The organism is Kitasatospora sp. NPDC050543, from assembly GCF_044457565.1.
Lineage (GTDB): Bacteria > Actinomycetota > Actinomycetes > Streptomycetales > Streptomycetaceae > Kitasatospora.
Genome location: NZ_JBITGZ010000031.1, coordinates 1 through 21,138 on the forward strand (window position 1 = coordinate 1; position 21,138 = coordinate 21,138).

The following is a 21,138-nucleotide window of genomic DNA, read 5'->3' on the forward strand; positions in this document are numbered from 1 at the left end:
AAGGTCCTCGCCGCCCAGGGCCCCGGCGCCTGGCCCGTCTGCTCCGCCAAGGCCGGCCTCACCAAGTAACACCCGAGCAGCACCACAGCACCACCCCGAAGCCCCGCCGCGCCCACCCGGGCCGGGCGGGGCATCGGCATGCCCGTTCGCGGGCTGCCGGATGCGGTACGTCGTCGCGGGGACACCGGAGAGCCGGCTGCACGCGTAGGTGCAGGTGATCAGGTCGTACGTCCAGCCGCTCTTCGCCATGCAGGCCGTCAGGCCGTCGACGGGCGCGCAGGTGGAAACTGGAGGACGGCCCGCCCCGGGGGTAGCTGCAGGCGAGGCTGGAGGAGACGGAGTCGTAGACGAAGGCGGGGGCATTGGATCCCCCAAAGGGGATTCGACAAGGGACATGACAAGTCATCCGGTGGATGCTTGGGTGCCCGGATGACCCACCGCAGTTGTAGCACGAACTCTTCACAAGCCGACCAGGCGTCAGAGAAGAAGCGCTCACGCCGGGTTGGCGAGCGGGGCGGGCTGCCGCCGACCTGCCGTCCGGGCCTGCCCCGGCGAGCCCGGGCGGCGCGGGACACCGCTCGTCGCGATGGCGGCCCCCCGGTCGGGTCAGTCCGGTCGCGGCGCGCGCCGACGGGATGTGACGGTGGGGGACGAGGCAGGGAAGGACTCTGCCGAGGAGCGGCGGGTGGATCGTGGACAGAAGGCGCGTGACAACGGCGGCGCACGTCGGGGGCTGGTGGCGCACGCTGAGTGCGCTCGCGCTGGTGGTGGGCGCCATCGGCGCGCTCGCCGCGTGCGGCTCCTCGGGCGGCTCCTCGACCAGCCCGTCGGCCAGCGGAACGCCCTTCTCCCCGAACCCGTCGGCCTTCTCCGGCTCGCCGCCCTCCGCGCTGGCCTCACTGGCCGCCTCCGCCCAGGCCTCCCTGTCCGCGGCGGCCTCCTCACTGTCGGCCGCCGCCTCGGCCTTCGAGGCCTCGGTCTCCGCGGAGGTGGGCCGCAACAGGGCCGCGGCGCAGTCCGCCCTCACCTCGGTCTCCGGAGGCGGGAACGCACTCTCCGACGTCACCATCACCGGCCTTCCCAAGACCAGCTCCGCCGGCCTGAACGCGGCGATGGTGACCATCGTGAACAGCACGTCGAGCCCGGCGTCCTACGCGGTGAAGGTCAACTTCTCGGACGCCTCCGGCGCCGTGGTGGACAGCACCGTGCTGGGCGTGGAGAACCTCGCGCCGGGGGCGAAGGCGACTCCGACCGCCTTCACCGTGAAGTCCCCGGACCAGGCTCTGGTGCCCACCGTCGCCCAGGCGCAGCGCTACTGAGCGGCGGCGGATCCGGCGCACAGGGGACGGCGCTCCGGAGTACCGGCACCACCGCCGCCCGCGGTGCCCGCGCGAGCGCCGACGGCCGAGCGGCCCGACTGGCCGACCGACACATCTGGGCAAACCGCACCATACTGGGACCATGGCGCAGAACACTCGTCCGCAGCACTCGACGCTCACCGTCAAGGGCCGGGCCGTACGGATCCGGACCATCGGGGTCGGCGTGCTGGCGGTGCTCGCGATCTGGTTCATCGCGGCCAACACCGGCTCGGTCTCCGTCAAGCTCTGGGTCCCGACCGTCACGCTGCCACTGTGGGCGGTGCTGACGGTGACCCTGCTGGTCGGGATGGTGATCGGCTTCTTCCTCGCCCGGCGCCGTTCGCGACGCGACGCGACGCGCAACCGCTGAACGGGCCCCGCGCGGTCAGGCGTGCGCCGCCCGCTCCCCGGCAGGTTCCGGGGGTCCGGCGGGTACCGGAGTCAGCCGCGTCGACGCGACGTAGGCGACCACCACCGAGACGATCACCAGCGGCATCACGGTCAAGCCCTCCGTGCCCATCAGCAGGGTGGCGAGCAGCACCGAGGTCATCGGCAGTCTGAGCATCGCCACGCACATCGCGCCGATGCCCATCGCGAAGCCGGACGCCAGTGACAGCCCCGGCAGGTGCGAGAACAGGATCCCGCCGGCGGCTCCCACGAACATCGACGGAAACACCGGGCCGCCGCGGAAGCCGCTCATCGAGATGCCGTACGCCAGGCTCTTGCAGACGATGAGCAGGGTGAGGGTGCCCGCCGAGTAGCCCGGCGCCGCGGCCAGCAGCGGGTTCAGCGCGCTCTGGCCGGAGTACAGCACCTCGGAGGCGGACTGGCCCGAGCCTTCGGCGTACGCCAGCGCGAGGGCCCCGACGACCGCGCCCGCCACCGTCGTGGCCAGCACGAGCCGCCGCTCCACCCGGCCCTGGAGCAGCAGTCCGAGCCGTCGGATCCCGACACCGACCAAGGCCGCCGCCAGCCCCAGGACGATGGCCCAGCCGAACTCGGCGAGGTCGGGCTGGTCGGCGTGCGGGACGTCCTGCAGCGCCAGCGAGTAGGTGCCCAGGCCGGTCCAGGTGCCCAGGCCGACGAAGATCAGCGAGCCGATGCCCGCGGCGAGCAGACCGGGCACGAGCACCATGCCGAGCATCGGCCCGCCCAGGCCCGAGACCTCCATCAGCAGGAACGCCCCGAGGATCGGTGACCCGAGCAGTGCGCTGACGGCGGCGAAGCTCCCCGCGGCGCCCACCACGGAGATCGTGTTCGGTGCGAGGTCCCGCTTGGCCAGTCGCACGGCGGCCACGGCGAACCCGCTGCCGATCGCGATGAGCGGTGCCTCCGGGCCGAGGACGGCTCCGGCGCCGAGTGAGAGCACCGCCGCGATCACGATGCCGGGCAGATCCACCGCCCGTGGCGCGCCCGCCGTCGAGAGGCCCTCGGCCGGCTTGTGCCCCGCGGTGCCGGGCAGGTAGCGGATGGTGAGCCCGACCAGCAGTCCGCCCACGGCGACCAGCGGCACCGGCCACCAGGGCGGCGTGCCCTCGAAGCCCAGCGCCTTGGGCAGGTCGGTGTAGGTCAGCGACTCGAGTTCGGAGACCAGGGCGAGGAAGCCGTACGCCGCCGCCGAGATCGGCACCCCGAGGATCGCCGCCATCAGGAGCAGTGCGAGGTATCCCCGGCTGCGCAGCAGCGCGAAAGGGTCCGGCGGCGGTGTCGCGGATGCCTCGGCTGGCTGGTCGGCCGACATGCTCTCCCCTCCTGGGCGCCGGTCGTTCTCGGAGCGCACCGGCCCACGCCGTCCGTGCTGTGATATCACGCACCGCTCGCCCGCCCCGGGTGCGCCCGGGGTAGCCGGGCGGTGTCGGCGCGACTGTCATCCTGCCGGCCCAACGCCCGCGAGCGGCCGGGCGCCGGCTCCCGCTACCCGGGGTCCGCCGCCACGCGTCGCCGCGCGACGGCTCGCCACACCGCGCGCTGGCAGCTGAGGGTGCCGGTGCCGACAACGATCAGCACGACGATGTTGACGAGCAGTTGGACGAGTGAGCCGCGGGCCTCGGTCCAGCTGGCGAACGCGGTGGAGACCCCGATGTCGGCCGCCGCCGGGATGGTGGTGACCGAGATGAACACGCCGAGCAGGGCACTGGTCCTGGCCTCGGACAGCGAGACGATCCCGACGACTCCGGCCAGGGCCGCGACGGCGAAGGAGAAGAAGTTGGGTGTGTTGATGAGGTTGGAGACGGGCCGCACCCCGGCGCGGAAGGCCCGGGACTCGAATCCGCAGCCTCGGATCAGCAGGCTGAAGAGGAAGGTGGCGACGATGGCCGCCAGGAAGCCGGCGAACAGGACGCGCAGCCCGTGCCGGACGCGTGCGCGGTCCCGCTGGTCCAGGCCCAGCGCGACACTGACGATGGCGCCGTACTCGGGGCCGACGACCATCGCCGCGACGATCAGGATCTGGGAGTTGGTGACGATCCCGACCGATCCGATCAGGCCTGCGACGACCATGTACAGGTAGAAGCTCGGCGCGTACCTGCCCTGGGCGCGGATGCGCGCCTCGACCTGCTCCCAGACGGGCGCCTGGGAGAGCGGCCCGAGCTGCCGCGCGTGGGCGGCGGCCCGGCCCGAGAAGGCCATGTCCACCGGTTCGATGACGATGGATCCACGCCGGTCGATCCCCAACTCGCGTAGGCTGCGCAGGACTTCGTTGGCGCCACTGGTCAGCACGTCACAGGCGACGGCGTCGCCGTCCGGGTTGCGCGCAACGCCGTGCTGCACGATCAGGTCGATGACACAGGGGTTCCGGGAGAGCAGGCGGACGGCCTCGGTGGTCAGCTCCGGCGGGCTCACCGCGCGGACATGGATCATGTCCAAATTCCTGAAACCTCCGGGCCTGGTCCTCCGGGACGGGTCCCCTCCAGTAACGCCGCGAGCCCCGCGGTCGGCAATCCAGCGCGGGCGGGCGTGGCGTGGCTGTCGGATAGTGGGCTGTGTAGAGGATCCCCCTGAGATCTGAGATTGGACGCTCATGGACCGCTACCCTCCCATCGCCGATCACGGGCTGGTGGGCGATCTGCAGACCGCCGCGCTGGTGTCCTCCCAGGGCGTCGTCGACTGGTTCTGCTCGCCCCGCTTCGATTCGCCCAGCATCTTCGCCGCGCTCCTGGACCACGATCGCGGCGGGTACTTCCTGCTCGCGGACGACGACCCGGAGGCGACCTGCAAACAGCTGTACTACCCCGACACCGGGGTCCTGGTGACGCGCTTCATGTCGGTGAACGGCGTCGGCGAAGTGATCGACTGGATGACGGCGAACACCGGTGACACACCGACCGACCGTCACACCCTGTTACGGGTGGTGCGTGCCGTCCGCGGGACGGTGCGCTTCTCGCTGGAGTGCCGGCCGCGGTTCGACTACGGGCGGGCCGAGCACCAGCTCGACCTGAGGTCCGAGGGCGCGGTGTTCCGGGCGCCGGGGATCGCCGGCCACCTGCAGTGCACCTTCCCCATCGAGCGGGACGGCCGGGACGTCCGGGGCTCCGTCACGCTGCACAACGGCGAGTCGGCGGCCGCGGTGTTCACCGCCTGTGACGTCGACGGGCCGCCACCGCCGCCGCCCGAGGTCGAGGACGTCACCAGGAGGCTCTGGGAGGCGGTCGGCTTCTGGCAGAAGTGGCTGCACACCAGCCGCTACCGCGGCCGCTGGGCCGAGATGGTCAACCGCTCGGCCATCACCCTCAAGCTGCTCACCTACGCCCCCTCGGGGGCCCCGGTCGCCGCGGCCACCATGGGCCTGCCCGAGCAGGTCGGCGGCGAGCGGAACTGGGACTACCGCTACACCTGGGTCCGGGACGGCTCGCTGTCCGTCCGGGCGCTGCTCGACCTGGGGTTCGTCGAGGAGGCGACGAAGTTCACCCACTGGCTCGGCAACCGGATGCGCGACCGGGCCGAGATCCCGGGCGAGCGCCTGCAGATCATGTACCGGGTCGACGGCGACCCGCAACTCACCGAGGAGATCCTGGAGCACTTCGAGGGCTACCGGGGCTCGCGCCCGGTCCGGGCCGGCAACGCCGCGGCCGACCAGCTCCAGCTCGACATCTACGGCGAGGCGCTGTACGCGCTGGCCGAGAGCATGGACGTGGGCGTCCAGATGGGCTACCACGGCTGGAAGGGCCTGTCCCGTGTCCTGGACTGGCTGGCCGACCGCTGGGACCGCCCCGACGAGGGTGTCTGGGAGACCCGCGGCGGGCGCCAGGACTTCACCTTCAGCCGGGTGATGTGCTGGGTCGCCTTCGACCGCGGCATACGCCTGGCGGCCGAACTCAGCCGCCCCGCCGACACCGCGCGCTGGACGGCGGCCCGCGACGCCATCCTCGACCAGGTGATGGACAAGGGCTGGAGCCAGTCGGAGCAGGCACTGGTCCAGCACTACGGCGGCGACGTCCTGGACGCCTCGCTGCTGCTCATCCCCCGGGTCCGCTTCCTCTCCCCGAAGAGCCCCGGCTGGCTCGACACGCTGGACGCGATGGAGCGCAAGCTGGTCTCCGACAGCCTGGTCTACCGCTACGACCCGGCGGCCTCGCCGGACGGCCTGCGCGGCTCGGAGGGCACCTTCAGCCTCTGCACCTACCTGTACGTGGACGCGCTGGCCCGCGCCGGGCGCATCCGCCCCGCCCGCTACACCTTCGAGAAGATGCACACCTACGCCAACCACGTGGGCCTGTTCGCCGAGGAGATCGGCCCCAGTGGTGAGCAACTGGGCAACTTCCCGCAGGCGTTCACCCATATGTCGCTGATCATGGCCGCCAGCACGCTGGACGAGGCGCTGGAACAGCAGCGGCTGGCCCTCTGAGGCCGAGGGCCACCTCCCCATGGACCCGCAGAGCGCCGGCGCCGCCGCGCCCCGGCAGAGCCCGCAGGAGTTCCGCACGTTGTACCGCAGCCTGCGGGAGCTGTCCGCGGCCGGCGGCGCCCGCGGCCCGCGCGGCGCCCTGGAGACGATCACCGCACAGACCGTCCGCGCGGCCGTGCGGGAGGTGCGCCTGGGCCGCACCGTGACCCTCGCCGCGCCGGTGGAGACCACGGCCGGGCCCGACAACCCGCAGCCCGCCGCCCACCGGCTCACCAGTCCGCCCGAGAGCGAGGCCGACGAACACGGACTGCACTTCGCCACCGACCATTTCGGCATGAACGTACACGGCGACGCCGACAGCCATCTCGACGCGCTCTGCCACGTCGTCTACGAGGGCACCCTGTACGGGGGCGTGCCCGCCCGCGGCTCGCTGACCCCGCAGGGCGCCACCGCGCTCTCGGTGGAGCTGGCCCGCGACGGGATCGTCGGGCGCGGCGTCCTGCTGGACGTCCCCCGCCTGCGCGGCGTGCCGTGGCTGGAACCGGGCGACAGCGTCACCACCGATGACCTGCTCGCCGCCGAGCGGGCCCAGCAGGTGCGGGCCGGCCAGGGAGACCTGCTGTTCGTCCGGGTCGGCCACAAGCGCCGACGCGCCGAGCGCGGGCCCTGGGAGGCCGCCGGCGCCCGGGCCGGGCTGCACCCGGACGCCGTGCGCCTGCTGGCCGAGCGGCGGGTCGCGGTGCTGGGCGGCGACGGCAACAACGACACGGCGCCCAGTCCGACCGAGGGCGTCGCCTTCCCCGTCCACGTGCTCGGGGTGCACGCCCTGGGCCTGTACCTGCTCGACTACCTGCAGTTCGAGGACCTGGCGCCGATCTGCGCGCAGCATGGCCGCTGGTCGTTCCTGTGCGTCATCGCACCGCTGCGGCTCCCCGCGGCCACCGGCTCCCCCGTCAACCCGATCGCGATCCTGTGAGGCTCACATGACCGACGGCCCGCACTACGACGTCATCATCATCGGTACCGGTGCGGGCGGTGGTACCCTGGCCCACCGCCTGGCCCCCACCGGCCGGCGGATCCTCATCCTGGAGCGGGGCGGCTACCTGCCCCGTGAGCGGGACAACTGGGAGTCCACCGCCGTCTTCGTCAAGGGCAAGTACCGGGCCCCCGAGTTCTGGTACGACCGGCACGGCGAGCAGTTCCCGCCGGAGGTCAACTACTACGTCGGCGGCAACACCAAGTTCTACGGCGCGGCGCTGTTCCGGCTGCGCCCCGAGGACTTCGGCGAGCTGCGCCACCACGGCGGGCTCTCCCCCGCCTGGCCGATCCGCTACGAGGACCTGGAGCCGTACTACACCCAGGCCGAGCACCTCTACCTGGTGCACGGGCGGCACGGCGAGGACCCGGGCGAGGGGCCGGTCAGCGCGCAGTACGCGTACCCCCCGGTGCAGCACGAGCCGCGCATCCAGCAGCTCAGCGACGACCTGGAGAAGCAGGGGCTGCACCCGTTCCACCTGCCCATCGGCGTCAACCTCAGCCAGGACGAGCACGGCCGCGCGACCCCCGAGAGCGTCTGCATCCGCTGCGACCGGGTGGACGGCTTCCCGTGCCTGGTACGCGGCAAGGCCGACGCGCAGGTGATCTGCGTGGATCCCGCGCTGGAGCACGACAACGTGACGATGGTCACCGGCGCCAACGTCCGGCGGCTGGAGACCGATCCCGGCGGGCGCAGCGTCACCGAGGTCGTCGCCGAGCTGGCGGACGGGAGCACCGCGAGCTTCAGCGCGGACATCGTGGTGGTGGCCTGCGGGGCGGTCAACTCGGCCGCACTGCTGCTGAGATCGGCGAACGACCGGCACCCGGGCGGGCTCGCCAACAGCTCCGACGTGGTGGGCCGGTATTATATGCGGCACAACAACCTGGCGCTGATGGCGGTGTCGAAGGAGCCGAACGACACCCGGTTCCAGAAGACCCTGGCGCTCAACGACTGGTACCTGGGCGCGGACGACTGGGATCATCCGCTCGGCGGGATCCAGATGCTCGGCAAGTCGGACTCCGACCAGATCCGCGGTGAGGCGCCGCGCTGGGCCGGACTGGCCTCCCCGGACCTGCCGTTCGAGGTGCTGGCCCATCACGCGGTGGACTTCTGGCTGTGCGGGGAGGATCTGCCGCAGCCGGAGAACCGCGTCACCCTGGACGGCGAGGGTGCCATCCACCTCGCACTGGACGAGCGCAACAACATCGAGCCGCTGAACCGGCTGCGCCGCAAACTGCAGGGCATGCTGGGCCGGTTGGGCATGCATCCGCACCATCTGCTGCCGCACAGCATCTACCTGCACAAGGGGATGCCGATCGGCGCGACCGCGCACCAGGCCGGCACCGTCCGCTTCGGCACCGACCCGCGCAGCTCGGCCCTGGACGTCAACTGCAAGGCGCACGACCTGGACAACCTGTATGTCGTGGACACCAGCTTCTTCCCGAGCATCGGCGCGGTGAACCCGTCGCTGACCGCCATCGCCAACGCGCTGCGGGTCGGTGACCACATCGCGGCGCGGCTGGCGCCCGGCTGACGGCCGCTGCGGGCGGGCCCTACGGGCTGAGCAGGACGGCGACGTCCCCGGCCCGTACGGCGGGCCCGTGCGTCTCGGTGACGGGCAGCAGCTGACCGTCCGCGCGGACCAGGAAGAGCAGGTCGTACCCGACGGGGACGCCGCCGGCGATGTGCTGCGTCACGATCCGGGAGCCGCTCTCGTACCGGCGGGCCAGCTCGGGCCTGGTCAGGCCGGAGCCGAAGAGGGGCGCTCCCCCGGTGTACGGCGCCACCACGCCCCGTCCGCCGGCGGCCGGCGCGAGCCGGTGGACGGGGCCCTCCACGCGCTCCCGCAGGGTCATCGCGGCGAGCGCGTTGAAGTCGTCCTCCTCGGTGAGCAGCAGCACACCGGTGATGCCCTCCAGCTCGGCGCCGGCGCCGGTGGCCGAGGCGAGCAGTTCGCCGGGGGCCAGTGGCAGGCCGGCGTCGGCGATCCGGGTGCGCTGGCGCTCGGCGCCCGCCCACATCAGGACGTCCAGGCCGGCCGCGAACAGTGCCTGCCCGAGGTCGACCGCCCAGGGGTCGCCGCCGACCAGCAGCGGCCGCGAGCGGGCCGGGCGCAGCACGCCGAGCCGCCTGGCCATCGGGAAGGCGGTCAGGCCGTAGAGCATGACGGTGGTGACGATCACCGTGAAGGTGGCCGGGAGGATCTTCTGGGCGCCGCCGACGCCCTCGCTGACCAGTCCGGCCGAGAAGGTGGAGGCGGTGGAGGCGGCGACGATGCCGCGCGGTGCCATCCAGCCGATGAACCAGCGCTGGCCTCCTCGTACGTCCGTGCCGGCGGTGGCGAGCACGGCGACCAGCGGCCGGACCACCAGGACGAGGACGGCGGCGAGGCCCAGCGTGGGCAGGACGACGTGTTTCAGGGACTGCGGGGTGACGGTGGCGGAGATGGAGACGAACAGCACGCCGATGATCAGTGAGACCAGGGTGTCGAAGAAGGGCCGACGGGCGGGGATGTCCAGGCCCGGCAGGTTGGCCAGGGCCATGCCCATCACGATGGCGGCGATCAGCCCGGTGTCGTCGCGGGCCGCGTCGCAGCCGGCCGAGACCCCGATGACGGCGGCGAACTGAACGGTGGTGCCGAGCACTTCGCCGAGTTCGAGGTAGCGCAGCAGTAGCCAGAGCAGGAACGCGCCCACCGCTCCGCCGGCCAGGCCCACCGCCGTACTGACGGCGAACTCCGCGATCCGGGTGGCGATCCCGTTGCCGTCCCCGGCGACGACGGCGTGGAAGACGAGCGCTCCCAGGATGCCGCCGACCGGGTCGATCAGCGAGCCCTCCCAGACCAGGATGCGCTGGAGCCGCTCGGTCGGGCGGACGAAGTTGAGCAGCGGGGCGACCACGGTCGGCCCGCTGACGACCAGGATCACCCCGAGCATCACCGCCGCACCCCAGGAGAGTCCGAGCAGCGGGCCGGCGAGGAGCGCGCCGGCCGCCCAGGTGACCAGCACGCCGATCCAGATCAGGTTGATCACGACCCGGCGGTTGTGGCCCCTCAGCCGCCCCAGGTCCAGGCCGAGACCGGCGTCGTAGAGGATCACCGCGACCGCGAGTGACACCAGCGGGGAGAAGGCGGGACCGAGCAGCTGTTCGGGGTTGACGTCGTCCGTGAGCGCGCCCGCGATGAAGCCCGCGGGCAGCAGCAGGAGCAGCGACGGGATCTTCAGCAGGCTCGCGGCCAGTTGCGACGCGACGGCGAGCACGACGATCAGTGCGATGCCCACCAGCACCTGGGTGGACGTCACCGCTCCACCCCCGTGCCCTCGGCCTGGGCCGCCGGGGAGGAGGTCACCGGCCCTCGCCGCGCGCGTCGGGGGAGACGTCCTCGTCCGTCAGCGGCTCCAGCACGCCGTGCGTGTCGAGGCGGTAGAGCACCACCAGGGCGGGCGCGATCACTACCAGGGCGATGAGGCTGACGAACATCAGCCACTGCAGCGGGGCCGTCGCGCCGGCCGCCTCCTGGACGGTGAGGGAGGTCGGTACCAGGTACGGCCGCTGGGCGAGCCCCCAGGCGGCGATCACCAGCGCCACGCAGGCGACCGAGGTGTAGCGCGCCCACCCGGGCGTCGGCCTGGTGACCAGCCAGGCGGTGGCCAGCATGGCGGCCGTGGCGATCAGCACCAGCAGGAGCCCGATGCCGTGGGTGAGGCCGTGGTAGACGTAGGAGGTGTGCCGGTGGGTCAGGGCGAGGCCGGTCAGCGCGAGGGCCACCAGGGCCACGATGCTGGCCCAGGTCCGCAACAGGAAGTAGCCGACCAGGTCGTGGGCCTCGAAGCGGTGGGCGTCCGCGGTGAGGAAGACCGCGCCGAGGAAGGCCGTGGCGGCGACGGTGAGCAGGCCGGCCATGACCGAGGTGGTGTTGGCCCAGGCGTCCGCGGAGGCGGTGGTGCCGGGGGCGACCCGGCCGGAGGCCACGCCGCCCACGGCCGCCCCCAGGAAGAACGGTGTGAGCAGCGAGGAGACGGCGAACACGGCGCCGTAGACCCGGCGTTCGGCCAGCCTCCGGGTGGGCTTGCGCAGCGCGAAGCCGGCTCCGCGCAGCAGCATGCCCACGGCGGCGAGCGCCAGCGGCAGCCACATCGCGCTGAAGACCGTCTGGAAGAAGACGGGGAACCCCGTCCACATGAGGATCAGGACGAAGATCAGCCAGACGTTGTTGACCTCCCAGACGGGCGCCATCGCGTGGTCGATCAGCCAGCGCGGGCGCCGGCCGCGCTCCGCGCCGCCGGCCAGCAGGTCCCAGAAGCCGGCGCCGTAGTCGACGCCCCCGCCGCAGGCGTACGCGGCGATGGCGGTCAGCAGGATCCAGGCGACGATCTCCGCGGTCACTGCCCGCTCCCGGGTGCCGGCCGCTCGCCCGGCGCCGCCGGGGGCGGACCGTGGCCGAGGTCGGCGGTGGCGTGCTCGCGGCGCGGCCCGTAGGGCGTGTCCGTCTCCGGGTCGTCGTGCGGGCGGCCGGGGTGGGCGCCGGCGAGGCGCCAGCGGCTGCGCATCTTCAGCAGGACGGCCAGGAACGCGCCGAACAGCAGCACGTAGACCACCACCACGACGGCGAACATCGTCCACAGCGAGGCGGCGCCGGTGGGCGTCACCGCCTCGGACACCCGCATGTTCTGGTAGACGATCCAGGGCTGGCGGCCGACCTCGGTGGTGATCCAGCCGCACTCCACGGTGACGACGCTGGCGACACCGGCGACGGCGGCGCACCGGAAGAACCAGCGGGACTTCGGCAGGTCCCGTCGCCGCCACCAGCACCAGGCGTACCAGAGCGCGAGCAGGATCAGGACGCTGCCGACGGTCGCCATGATGTCGAAGGCCCAGTGCACGATGGTCGCCTGGGTGGCGGTGGGGCGGTCGTCGGCGGCCACCGAGGCCAGACCCGTCACCTGGGTGTCGGGGCTGAATCCGGCCAGGATGGAGTCGAGTTGGGGGATCTTGATGCCGCCCTTGACGGTGCCGTCCTCCTGAAGCCGGCCGAACAGGTACTCGGGCACATGGGTGCCGGTGTTCCAGACCAGCTCGGCGGCGGCGAACTTGATCGGCTGCTTGTGGAAGATCTGCCGCGCGATGTTGTCGCCGAGGAAGAACTGCACGGGGGTGAGGATCGCCGCGACGGTGAACGGCACGGTGAAGCCGAGCCGGTGGTAGCGGTCCTGCCTGCCGCGCAGCCAGCCGACGGCGTAGACCCCGGCCACCACGTAGCCCGCCGTCAGGAACATCGCGACGGCGAAGTGCCAGTACTCCGGGCCGAACATCGGGGTGAAGATCGCCTGCTGGACGGTGACGTTCACCGGGTTCCCGCTCGCGTCGAGGGTGAATCCGCGCGGGGTGTTCATCCACGAGTTCGCGGCGATGATGCCGAAGGCGCCCAGCAGCGCCGCCAGCGGCAGCGGCACACCCAGCCAGAAGTGGGTCCACGGCTTCAGCCTGCGCCAGCCGTAGAGGTAGAGCGCGATGAGGATCGCCTCCAGGAAGAACGCCCAGGCCTCCACCCCGAAGCCGAGCCCGAAGACGTCCCCCCAGCGGCCCATCATGGCGGGCCAGAGCAGCCCGAACTCGAAGGACAGCACCGTGCCGGTGACGATCCCGATCGCGAACTGGACGGCCATCACCGCCGACCAGCGCCGGGCCAGCAGCAGGGCGACGGGATCGCCCCGGCGCAGCCCGCGGTAGTGCATCAGGAGCGTGATGAAGGGCAGGGCGACGCCCAGCGGGACCAGGGTGATGTGCGAGGCGAGGGTGAACGCCATGAGTTCACGCGCCGGCAGCAGCTGGGCGGGGGTGCTCGCCAGCAGGTCGGCCGCGCGGTGCACGGCGGTGGTCGCAACGGTGGTCGCAGCGGTGTTCACGGCCGCGGTTCTCCGTCAGCCGCCGGTCGCGAAGCCGGGGAAGAGCGTCATGCCGCCGTCGACGTACAGCGTGGTGCCCACGACGTAGTCCATCAGGTCGGACGCGAGGACGGTGACCGCGTCGGCGATGTCCTTCGGGTCGCCCACCCTGCGGTAGGGGATCAGTTTGAGCAGCTCGGCCTCGGCCTCGGCGGTCTCCCAGGCGCTGCGGTTGATGGGGGTGCGGATGGCCCCCGGCGCGACGGCGTTCACCCGGATCCCCTGCGGGCCGAGCTCCTGGGCCAGGGTCTGCATCATCATCAGGACCCCGCCCTTGGAGGCCGCGTAGTTCACATGACCCGCCCACGGGATGATCTGGTGGACCGAACTCATGCACACGATCTTCCCCGCCGCCCGGGACACCTCGGGGACGACGCCCCGGCGCAGGAACTCCTTCGCCGCCTCCCGGGCACAGAGGAACTGGCCGGTGAGGTTGACGTCCAGCACCTTGCGCCACTGGTCGAGCGTCATCTCCACGCTCGCCGCGTCCCGCTGGAGGCCCGCGTTGGCCACCAGGATGTCGATCGTCCCGAACTGCTCGACCATGTGGGCGAACATCCCGACGACCTGGTCCTCCTGGGACACGTCGGCCTCGTGCGCGTAGGCCCGGACGCCGAAGCCCTCGATCTCCTTGACGACCGCCTCCGCGTCCTCGCGGCCGAAGACGTAGTTGACGACGACGTCCGCCCCCGCCTGCCCCAGCCTGATCGCGGTGGCCTTGCCGATGCCGGAGTTCGCCCCGGTCACCAGGGCCTTCTGGCCCCGGAGAATCCGGAGCGAGTCCGTCTGTCCGCCGCTGTCCACGCCTGAGGTCATCTGCCGTCTCCCATCGTTGGCACGCCACACGTCCCCGTGACACAACCACCCTGCGCGGCGGCCGGGGCCCGGGGCTCGCCGGCCTCCCCCATCGGGGTGAGGCAATTGCGCCCGACGGCGCAAGCCGGGCGGGGAGCCTCAGCCGCCGGGCCCGGCCACGATGTTCGCCGGTGGTTCGCCCGCGAGGAAGCGCAGCAGTTGGCCGCGCAGGAGGCGGTGGACCCGCGGCAGGTATGCGGAGCTGGCGCCGCCCACATGAGGCGTGATCAGGGTGTTGGGGGCGCGCCACAGGGGGTGTCCGGCGGGCAGCGGCTCCGGGTCGGTGACGTCCAGGGCGGCGGCCAGCCGCCCGCGCTCCAGCTCCGCCAGCAGCGCGCCGGTGTCGACGATCGGGCCCCGCGCCACGTTGACCAGCAGCCCGCCGTCCCTGATCGCGGCGAGGAAGCGCGCGTCGACCAGGCCCCGGGTCTGCTCGGTGAGCGGAAGGGTGAGCACCACGACGTCGGCGCCGGGCAGCAGGTCCGCCAGCCGCGCGAAGTCGTGCACCGGCCCGCGCGGCGCCGTCCGGGCCCGCCGGGCCACCCGCAGGACCTCGCACTCGAAGGGCAGCAGCCGGTCCTCGACGGCCGAGCCGATCGAGCCGTACCCGAGGATCAGCACGGTGCGGTCGGCGAGCGAGGGGCGGCTCCCGGCGCCCCATGCCCCGGCGTCCTGCGCCCGGACGAACCCGGGGACGCCGCGCAGGGAGGAGAGGATCAGCGTGAGGGCGAGCTCGGCCGTACCGGTGTCGTGCACGCCCCGGGCGTTGCACAGCACCACCCCGGGCGGCAGGACGGGCAGCACGTCCTCGACACCCGCCGACAGGCTCTGCAGGTACCGCAGCCGGGGCATCCGGGCGAGCAGCGGGAAGCCGACGGCGGCGTTCGCGTACGGCAGGACGAACAGCTCGACCTCGTCCAGCACCCGCTGGGGCGGCGGCGGGCCGTCGCCGCGCCAGACCACCGCGGGCAGCTCGGGCAGGCCACCGATCTGCGCGGGCGCGATGGGAAGCAGGATCGTGGCCGGGCGGTCGCCGGCGGGAGCGTCCTCGGTGCTCATGGGGGGATCTCAGCAGTGATCCGCGGCTGCGGCATCCCGGCGGGCCGGGATGCCGCGCCCGGCGCCATTCGGGTGGGACCTGGCGGCCGCCGGTGTCGCGGCCGCCGCCCCGGCGGCGGGCGGCGCAGGATGCGCGGGAGGACCAGGGCGGCTGCGCGGACCCGCGGCCCGTCCCGGAGGACGGCGCAGGACTCGGAGGCCGCGGCGGGGCGGACGCCCGGCCCGGCGGGAGCGGAGGTGCGGTGGCGAGTACCGGCCAGGCACCCGTGATCGTGGTGGTCATGGGCGTATCCGCCTCGGGCAAGTCCACCATCGGGCGGCAGCTCGCCGAGCGGCTGGGCGTGCCCTTCGTGGAAGGGGACGACTTCCACCCGGCCTCGAACATCGCCCGGATGAAGGCCGGGCACCCGCTCGACGACGCGGCCCGGGAGCCCTGGCTGCGCGGCCTGGCCGACTGGATCCGGCACTCGACCCGGGCCGGCCAGGGCGCGGTCCTCAGCTGCTCCGCGCTCAAGCACGAGTACCGCGACCTGCTCCGGGCGGCCGGACCGGGGGTCTGCTTCCTTTACCTGGCACTGGACCGGGAGACCGCCCGGGAGCGGATCTCGCACCGCCCGGGGCACTTCATGCCGGCCCGGCTGCTGGACTCCCAGTACGACACCCTGGAGCCGCTGCGGGCGGAGGAGCCCGGGGTGACCATCGACGCGAGCGCCGGCCCCGGCCGGGTCCTGGAGCTGGCGCGGGCCGCCGTCGCCCGGTGCCGGCAGGGCCCGCGGGGCTGATCCCGGCAGGCCGCGGGCGCCGGGCGCCCGCCGGCCCCGGCAGCCGAGATGCGGCGCGATCCGGCCACTGCTGCAATTGGCTGAGGGGGCCGTCGCACGCCTCGCCCTGGACGGTCCGCCTCCGCAGTAGCCCGACCAGCCGAGGAGCCGTCGTGAGCGAGGATGTCAACGAGATGGGACCGATCGACTACATCGTGGTCGAGTTCCCGGGGAACCGGATGACCGGCGAAGCGATGCCCCTGCTGGTCGACCTGGTCGACCGGGGCATCGTGCGGATCCTCGACCTGATCTTCGTCAGGAAGGAGGAGGACGGCTCGGTCACCGGCCTGCAGATCGCCGACCTCACCGGGGACGGCCAGCTCGACCTCGCCGTCTTCGAGGGCGCCTCCTCGGGCCTGCTCGGCCAGGACGACATCGACGAGGTCAGCGCGGTCCTCGAACCCGGCAGTTCGGCCGGCATCCTGGTGTACGAGAACACCTGGGCGGCGCCGTTCGCGACCGCGCTGCGGCGCAGCGGCGGCCAGCTCGTCGCCGGCGGGCGGATCCCGGTCCAAGCGCTCCTGGCCTCGCTGGAGGCCGCCGAGGCCGCTTCCTGACGCTCCGCGTCCGGGCTCCGGCGAAACGGAGCACAGCGGAGTGAGTTCAGCACAGACCAAGGAGGAACACCATGCCAGGCCTTCTTCGCGGTGTCGCCCGGACGGCGGTGATCGCCGGTACCGCGACCACGGTGTCCAACCGGGTCTCGCGCCGCCAGGCCGGCCGCTGGGCCCAGCAGGACGCCCAGCAGGCGGCCGCGGCCCAGCCCGCGCCCACGCAGTACACCGAACCCGCGCCCGCCGCGGCTCCGGCCGACGACATGAGCAGCAAGCTCGCCCAGCTCAAGGATCTCGGCGAGCTGAAGGCGCAGGGCGTGCTCAGCGAGGCGGAGTTCGAGGCCCAGAAGGCCCGGATCCTCGGCTCCTGACTCGCAAGCGCCACGCTGTGCCCACCGGGCACGGCCGTGCCGTGTACTGCCGTGCCGCCACCCGGTACGGGCGGTCACCCACGACCACCGCCGTGCGCCCACCGGCTCGTCTCGGCCTCGCCGGCCGTGGGTTCCGCCGCCGGGCGGGCCGGATCGCCTCCGACCTGTCGGTGTCAGTCCTGCGGGTACTCGCCGACCGGCAGCGGCACGCCCAGCACCTCGACGATCCGCCGGCCGATCGGCGCGGCGAGCTCGTGCAGCCGGCGGGTGCGCTCCGGGCCGAGCGCCTGCCAGGGCGCGGCGGCGAGGCGGTCGGTGGCGTCCTCGACGCCGTCCCGGACGCTGCGGCCCTGCTCGGTCAGCGTTCCGTCGGCGGCCAGCAGGCCGCGCCCGGCCAGGCGGCGCTCGGCGGCCTCCCAGTCGGCGTCGCTCCACTCGCGGCGCGCCTGGATGCTGGCCCGCCGCTCCCCGCCGGCGGCGGTGATGGTCACCAGCGCCTCGACCGGGTCGAGCCCGGCGGCGAGCAGTGCCGCGTGGTGGCCGTCGCCCCGGTACTCGCGCAGCGTGGTGGCGGCCTGCCAGAGCGCGAGGTGAGGCTCGGCGGGCAGCGGCAGCGCGGCGTTCGCCGCCCCGAGCGGCCGCCCGTGGCCGGGGCACGCCGCGGCGGCCTCGACGGCCAGCCCGGCCGCCTCCGCCAGCTCCGGCGAGGCGAGCACCTGCTCGCCGAGCAGCGCCCGCAGCGCGACGTCGGCCGCCTCCAGCCGCGCGGCCAGCACCGCCTCCGGCGTGGTCGCCGCCCAGATCGGCGGGATCTCCCTGGCCGCCATCCGCGGGTGGAAGTGGTAGAAGATCGCATCCACGACGGCCGGCGCCGCCGCGCCGAGGGGTGCGACGCGGCCGGCGTAGTACGGGGCCCACGGGCTGCTCAGGCCCAGCTCACGGAAGACCGCCGTGGCCTGCGGCGCCACGATGATCACGGCGTGGTACGGCTCCAGCGCGTCACGCAGGGCTCGGGCGCGGCGCAGCTCAAGGGGGCGGTGCACGGCAGTCTCCAATAGTTGAGGACATGAACTGTTCACTCGACTATGCCATTGCCTTGCCCGCGGCCCGCACCGAGGTCCGCTCCCGGCGGTCGTCGGCTCGGCGTCCATCCGTCCGGTTGTCGTAGCGCGACCTGCCCCCGGCGGATCGCGAGAACTCCGGTGCACCCGTTCCGGGCGCGTTCCATGCGCCGCGGGCGCGGCGTACGGCCGTGCGCCTGGCTCTCGCCTGCCCAGGCCTGGATCATCGCAGCAGGGACGGCGAGCGAGAGGGGACCACCGTGCGGGACGAGCGGCAGGGCCACGCGCGGGACGGCGTGGAGCGGCAGGGTGGCAGCTGGCAGGGCGAGGAGCGGCACGGCGCCGGCGCCCCGGCGCGGAGCACGCTGTCGGTGGTCGTCGCCCGCCCGGACGGCCCGCCCGGCGCCGCACCGGTGCGAGGCCTCAACCCCGACGCGCCGCACCTGGCGGCGAGCACCATGAAGGTGGCCGTGCTCGCGGCGCTGCACCGCAGCGGGCTGGACCTCGACGAGCCCGTCCCCGTGCAGAACTCCTTCGTCTCCGCCGCTCCCGGCCCGGAGTTCGCCATCAGCGCGGAGCGCGACAGCGACCCGGAGCCGTGGCACGCCGTGGGCTCCCGCCGGAGCCTGCGCTGGCTCGCGGACCGCATGATCGTCCGCTCCTCCAACCTCGCCACCAACCTGTGCCTCGCGCACACCGGCCTGGACGCCGTGGCGGAGGTCTGGCGGCTGGCGGGGGCACGGCACAGCGTGACGGGCCGGGCCGTCGAGGACTTCGGCGCCGACGCCGCCGGCATCCGGAACCTGGTCACGGCGGCGGACCTCGCCCGGCTGCTGCACTGGCTCCCCACGGAGCTGCGCGACGTCCTGACCGCCAACGCGCACCGGGTGGACCTCGCCGCCGGACTGCCGCCGGGCACCAGGGTCGCGTTCAAGAACGGCTGGTTCCCCGGCGTCCGGCACAGTGCCGGGATCGTGTACCCGCCCGACGCCCCGCCCTACACCCTGGTCGTGTGCTACTCCGGTCCGCTGGCCAGCGGGGACGACGTCCAGGACCCGGCCGCCCGGCTGGTCGCCCGGATCTCCGCCGGGTACTGGGGCCGGCGCCGACTGCTGGGCGCCGGCGGCCGGCGATGACCGGCCGCGGTACCCGGGCGGCGGTACGGCTCGCCCGGCCCGCTCAACTCCCGGCGGCCGTACGGGCACTGAGCGGTCAGGCGGTACCGGGAGCCGCCCGCAGGTAGTACGCGCGGACGCGCTCGGCGTCGGCCGGGCCCTGCCCGGGCAGCGGGAGGAAGTGCTTCAGCTGCCAGGCCTGCGAGCTGCCGGCCTGGCGGTTGGAGGTGGTGACCCACGGCGGGTAGACGCGCAGCGCCCGCTTCCCGCCCGCGCCCTCCCGCGAGAGGACGCCGCGCTCGCCGAGCACGGCCCGTGGGAACACGAACTGCCCGAACCCTCCGCCGTCACGGCAGCTGATCACGATGAGGTCGACCGGGTCCCGCACGTCGAAGGGCCGGATCGGCTCGCCCGGCTCCCGCTGCCAGACGGTGACGAACTGGCCGACCTTGGTGGGGGTCGTCCTGGCGACCCGGAACCTGACGCGCAGGCCGGCCACGGTGAACGCGTACGCCCCGTACGCGGCGCTCTCCTTCTCCGGCACGGGCCGCGAGCAGGTGAGCCCGCTCGGGTCGTACACCCGGGCCTTCGCCGCGAGCAGGTCATCGTGGACGGAGCCGGCGGCAGGCCAGGGCTCGGCGTTCGTGGTCATCGGCCCATCCTGTCATCGTCCGCCACCGCCACCTGATCCCGGCCCGCCCGCCGGGACCACCTAGACTTCCCGCCATGGACGCCGCACCGCAGGACCGGCTGGAACGCCTCATCCGACTCGCCACCGGGAGCTACCTGCTGGTCACCACCTTCCGCAAGGACGGCACCCCGGTGGCCACGCCGGTCTGGGTGGTCCGGGACGGCGACGCGCTCGGCATCTGGACGGTCGCGGACTCCTGGAAGGTGCGGCGCATCCGCAACCGCGCCGACGTCCTGGTCGGTCCGTGCGACGCGCGCGGCAACCCGACCGGCGAGCAGGTCCCGGGCGTGGCGGAGATCTGCACGCCGGAGCGGACGGCGGCGTACCGGACGCTGCTGCGGCAGAAGTACGGGCTGCTGGGCGTGCTGACCCTGCTCGGCAGCCGGCTGCGGCGCGGCGAGCGCGGCACCATCGGCATCCGGATCACCCTGACGGACTGACGGCCGGGGCGCCGCCCGGACGCGGGGGTGTCAAATGCGCTCCGCTCAGGCCGGGTTAGGGTGTCGCCGGAGAATCGGGAGGGTGACGTGAGCAGCACCGTGAACAGCAGGCGACCCGTCGAGGCCGAGGGGGGCACCAGGAGTCAGCTGCCGGTCCCCGGCCCCCTGGTCACCGTCGACTGGCTGGCGCAGCGGCTGGAGCACCCCGGCCTGGTGGTGCTGGACGCGAGCGTGGGCGCGGCCGGGGGTGAGGAGCTGCGGATCCCAAGTGCGCGGCTGTTCGACCTGGACGGCGCGCTCTCCGACCACACGAGCGCACTGCCGCACACCATGCCCGGCACCGAGCAGTTCGAGCGCGAGATCCGCGCACTGGGGGTCGACGACCGCAGTGCGGTGGTGGTGTACGACCGCGTCGGCATCTACTCCAGCGCCCGGGCCTGGTGGATGCTGCGGGCGATGGGCTTCGACCGGGTCGCCGTGCTCGACGGCGGCCGGCCCGCCTGGACGGAGGCCGGGCTGCCGCTGGCGGCCGCCGACCCGCAGGCGCCGGCGCCCGGCGACTTCACCGCCAGGCCGCGTCCGGGCATGGTCGTCGGCAGTGGCACGGTGGCGCAGGCGCTGGCCGACGCCGCCTCGGCGGTACTGGACGCGCGCACCCGGGAGCGCTTCGCGGGGCAGGCCCCGGAGCCGCGGCCGGGGCTGCGCGGGGGGCATATGCCCGGCGCGGTGAACCTGCCCTTCGGTGACCTCCAGACGCAGGGCCGGATGCGCCCCGCGAGTGAGCTCGCCGCCGTCTTCGCCGAGCGCGTAGGGCGGCGCGAGCGGCTGGTCGTGAGCTGCGGCTCGGGGGTGACCGCCTGTGTCCTGGCGCTCGGCGCGACGCTGGCCGGGTACCGTGACCTCGCCGTCTACGACGGCTCGTGGAGCGAGTGGGGGCTGCCGTCCGAGCTGCCCGTGGCCACCGGGCCGACTGCCGAGGCAAACTGACG

The 21,138-nt window shown here is 73.5% G+C and carries 20 protein-coding genes; 11 read left to right on the forward strand and 9 right to left on the reverse strand.

What is annotated here, in order from left to right; translation table 11 throughout:
• Window positions 1-707 precede the first annotated feature (707 nt).
• Both ACIBH3_RS28675 and ACIBH3_RS28680 read left to right on the forward strand, forming a co-directional pair.
• Window positions 708-1,319 carry a hypothetical protein gene (locus tag ACIBH3_RS28675; protein ID WP_396314998.1) on the forward strand — a complete coding sequence of 204 codons (612 nt, stop codon included), beginning with the start codon at window positions 708-710 and terminating at the stop codon, window positions 1,317-1,319.
• Between the two features lie 142 nt (window positions 1,320-1,461).
• A complete protein-coding gene (locus ACIBH3_RS28680; RefSeq protein ID WP_396314999.1) occupies window positions 1,462-1,728 on the forward strand; it encodes a LapA family protein in 267 nt (88 codons plus the stop codon).
• Between the two features lie 15 nt (window positions 1,729-1,743).
• On the opposite strand, the gene ACIBH3_RS28685 is transcribed toward ACIBH3_RS28680, so the two are convergent.
• Complete coding sequence (locus ACIBH3_RS28685) at window positions 1,744-3,099, reverse strand: chloride channel protein (protein ID WP_396315000.1); 1,356 nt, start codon at window positions 3,097-3,099, stop codon at window positions 1,744-1,746.
• Window positions 3,100-3,272: 173 nt separating this feature from the next.
• On the reverse strand, window positions 3,273-4,223 hold the full coding sequence (locus ACIBH3_RS28690) for a DUF389 domain-containing protein (protein ID WP_396315001.1): 951 nt from the start codon (window positions 4,221-4,223) through the stop codon (window positions 3,273-3,275).
• A 154-nt stretch (window positions 4,224-4,377) separates the two neighbouring features.
• Between ACIBH3_RS28690 and ACIBH3_RS28695 the strand changes: the two genes are divergently transcribed.
• Genes ACIBH3_RS28695 through ACIBH3_RS28705 form a run of 3 tightly spaced genes read left to right on the forward strand, consistent with a single transcriptional unit; the run spans window position 4,378 to window position 8,771 of the window.
• On the forward strand, window positions 4,378-6,201 hold the full coding sequence (locus ACIBH3_RS28695; protein WP_396315002.1) for a glycoside hydrolase family 15 protein: 1,824 nt from the start codon (window positions 4,378-4,380) through the stop codon (window positions 6,199-6,201).
• 19 nt (window positions 6,202-6,220) lie between these two features.
• Window positions 6,221-7,177 (forward strand): cyclase family protein, encoded by a 957-nt coding sequence (locus ACIBH3_RS28700; protein ID WP_396315003.1) that lies wholly within the window; start codon window positions 6,221-6,223, stop codon window positions 7,175-7,177.
• Window positions 7,178-7,184: 7 nt separating this feature from the next.
• A complete protein-coding gene (locus ACIBH3_RS28705; protein WP_396315004.1) occupies window positions 7,185-8,771 on the forward strand; it encodes a GMC oxidoreductase in 1,587 nt (528 codons plus the stop codon).
• 19 nt (window positions 8,772-8,790) lie between these two features.
• Here ACIBH3_RS28705 and ACIBH3_RS28710 read toward each other — a convergent pair whose 3' ends face one another.
• From ACIBH3_RS28710 to ACIBH3_RS28730, 5 genes are all read right to left on the reverse strand, one after another.
• A complete protein-coding gene (locus ACIBH3_RS28710; RefSeq protein ID WP_396315005.1) occupies window positions 8,791-10,539 on the reverse strand; it encodes a cation:proton antiporter in 1,749 nt (582 codons plus the stop codon).
• 43 nt (window positions 10,540-10,582) lie between these two features.
• Window positions 10,583-11,623, reverse strand: a complete 1,041-nt coding sequence (locus ACIBH3_RS28715; RefSeq protein ID WP_396315006.1) for a cytochrome d ubiquinol oxidase subunit II — start codon at window positions 11,621-11,623, stop codon at window positions 10,583-10,585.
• Window positions 11,620-13,044: a cytochrome ubiquinol oxidase subunit I gene (locus ACIBH3_RS28720; protein ID WP_396315053.1), complete on the reverse strand. Its 1,425-nt coding sequence runs from the start codon at window positions 13,042-13,044 to the stop codon at window positions 11,620-11,622. Before ACIBH3_RS28720 ends, ACIBH3_RS28715 begins: the two co-directional genes overlap by 4 nt.
• A 114-nt stretch (window positions 13,045-13,158) precedes the next feature.
• Window positions 13,159-13,998: an SDR family oxidoreductase gene (locus ACIBH3_RS28725; RefSeq protein WP_396315007.1), complete on the reverse strand. Its 840-nt coding sequence runs from the start codon at window positions 13,996-13,998 to the stop codon at window positions 13,159-13,161.
• Window positions 13,999-14,136: 138 nt separating this feature from the next.
• Window positions 14,137-15,096 (reverse strand): 2-hydroxyacid dehydrogenase, encoded by a 960-nt coding sequence (locus tag ACIBH3_RS28730; RefSeq protein ID WP_396315008.1) that lies wholly within the window; start codon window positions 15,094-15,096, stop codon window positions 14,137-14,139.
• Between the two features lie 281 nt (window positions 15,097-15,377).
• On the opposite strand from ACIBH3_RS28730, the gene ACIBH3_RS28735 reads away from it, so the two are divergent.
• From ACIBH3_RS28735 to ACIBH3_RS28745, 3 genes are all read left to right on the forward strand, one after another.
• On the forward strand, window positions 15,378-15,878 hold the full coding sequence (locus ACIBH3_RS28735) for a gluconokinase (RefSeq protein ID WP_396315054.1): 501 nt from the start codon (window positions 15,378-15,380) through the stop codon (window positions 15,876-15,878).
• A gap of 173 nt (window positions 15,879-16,051) precedes the next feature.
• Complete coding sequence (locus ACIBH3_RS28740; protein ID WP_396315055.1) at window positions 16,052-16,474, forward strand: DUF6325 family protein; 423 nt, start codon at window positions 16,052-16,054, stop codon at window positions 16,472-16,474.
• A 71-nt stretch (window positions 16,475-16,545) separates the two neighbouring features.
• Window positions 16,546-16,842 carry an SHOCT domain-containing protein gene (locus ACIBH3_RS28745; RefSeq protein WP_396315009.1) on the forward strand — a complete coding sequence of 99 codons (297 nt, stop codon included), beginning with the start codon at window positions 16,546-16,548 and terminating at the stop codon, window positions 16,840-16,842.
• Window positions 16,843-17,015: 173 nt separating this feature from the next.
• On the opposite strand, the gene ACIBH3_RS28750 is transcribed toward ACIBH3_RS28745, so the two are convergent.
• On the reverse strand, window positions 17,016-17,885 hold the full coding sequence (locus tag ACIBH3_RS28750) for a hypothetical protein (protein ID WP_396315010.1): 870 nt from the start codon (window positions 17,883-17,885) through the stop codon (window positions 17,016-17,018).
• Window positions 17,886-18,163: 278 nt separating this feature from the next.
• On the opposite strand from ACIBH3_RS28750, the gene ACIBH3_RS28755 reads away from it, so the two are divergent.
• On the forward strand, window positions 18,164-19,039 hold the full coding sequence (locus ACIBH3_RS28755; protein WP_396315011.1) for a serine hydrolase: 876 nt from the start codon (window positions 18,164-18,166) through the stop codon (window positions 19,037-19,039).
• A 76-nt stretch (window positions 19,040-19,115) separates the two neighbouring features.
• Here the strand turns inward: ACIBH3_RS28755 and ACIBH3_RS28760 are convergent, their stop codons facing one another.
• Window positions 19,116-19,670: a MepB family protein gene (locus tag ACIBH3_RS28760; protein ID WP_396315012.1), complete on the reverse strand. Its 555-nt coding sequence runs from the start codon at window positions 19,668-19,670 to the stop codon at window positions 19,116-19,118.
• A gap of 74 nt (window positions 19,671-19,744) precedes the next feature.
• On the opposite strand from ACIBH3_RS28760, the gene ACIBH3_RS28765 reads away from it, so the two are divergent.
• Together ACIBH3_RS28765 and ACIBH3_RS28770 are read left to right on the forward strand one after the other, a co-directional pair.
• The gene (locus ACIBH3_RS28765; protein WP_396315013.1) at window positions 19,745-20,149 is read left to right on the forward strand and encodes a PPOX class F420-dependent oxidoreductase; all 405 of its coding nucleotides are present in this window, start codon (window positions 19,745-19,747) and stop codon (window positions 20,147-20,149) included.
• Between the two features lie 147 nt (window positions 20,150-20,296).
• Window positions 20,297-21,136, forward strand: coding sequence for a sulfurtransferase (locus ACIBH3_RS28770; RefSeq protein ID WP_396315056.1), 840 nt, complete (start codon window positions 20,297-20,299; stop codon window positions 21,134-21,136).
• Window positions 21,137-21,138 lie beyond the last annotated feature (2 nt).

What these genes read in the sequence shown, in the direction of transcription:
- ACIBH3_RS28720 (WP_396315053.1), bottom strand. Translation starts at nt 13,044, where the DNA reads ATGGCGTTCACCCTCGCCTCGCACATCACCCTGGTCCCGCTGGGCGTC.
- ACIBH3_RS28680 (WP_396314999.1), top strand. Translation starts at nt 1,462, where the DNA reads ATGGCGCAGAACACTCGTCCGCAGCACTCGACGCTCACCGTCAAGGGC.
- ACIBH3_RS28705 (WP_396315004.1), top strand. Translation starts at nt 7,185, where the DNA reads ATGACCGACGGCCCGCACTACGACGTCATCATCATCGGTACCGGTGCG.
- ACIBH3_RS28725 (WP_396315007.1), bottom strand. Translation starts at nt 13,998, where the DNA reads ATGACCTCAGGCGTGGACAGCGGCGGACAGACGGACTCGCTCCGGATT.
- ACIBH3_RS28685 (WP_396315000.1), bottom strand. Translation starts at nt 3,099, where the DNA reads ATGTCGGCCGACCAGCCAGCCGAGGCATCCGCGACACCGCCGCCGGAC.
- ACIBH3_RS28700 (WP_396315003.1), top strand. Translation starts at nt 6,221, where the DNA reads ATGGACCCGCAGAGCGCCGGCGCCGCCGCGCCCCGGCAGAGCCCGCAG.
- ACIBH3_RS28735 (WP_396315054.1), top strand. Translation starts at nt 15,378, where the DNA reads ATGGGCGTATCCGCCTCGGGCAAGTCCACCATCGGGCGGCAGCTCGCC.
- ACIBH3_RS28745 (WP_396315009.1), top strand. Translation starts at nt 16,546, where the DNA reads ATGCCAGGCCTTCTTCGCGGTGTCGCCCGGACGGCGGTGATCGCCGGT.
- ACIBH3_RS28740 (WP_396315055.1), top strand. Translation starts at nt 16,052, where the DNA reads ATGGGACCGATCGACTACATCGTGGTCGAGTTCCCGGGGAACCGGATG.
- ACIBH3_RS28695 (WP_396315002.1), top strand. Translation starts at nt 4,378, where the DNA reads ATGGACCGCTACCCTCCCATCGCCGATCACGGGCTGGTGGGCGATCTG.
- ACIBH3_RS28730 (WP_396315008.1), bottom strand. Translation starts at nt 15,096, where the DNA reads ATGAGCACCGAGGACGCTCCCGCCGGCGACCGCCCGGCCACGATCCTG.
- ACIBH3_RS28765 (WP_396315013.1), top strand. Translation starts at nt 19,745, where the DNA reads ATGGACGCCGCACCGCAGGACCGGCTGGAACGCCTCATCCGACTCGCC.
- ACIBH3_RS28760 (WP_396315012.1), bottom strand. Translation starts at nt 19,670, where the DNA reads ATGACCACGAACGCCGAGCCCTGGCCTGCCGCCGGCTCCGTCCACGAT.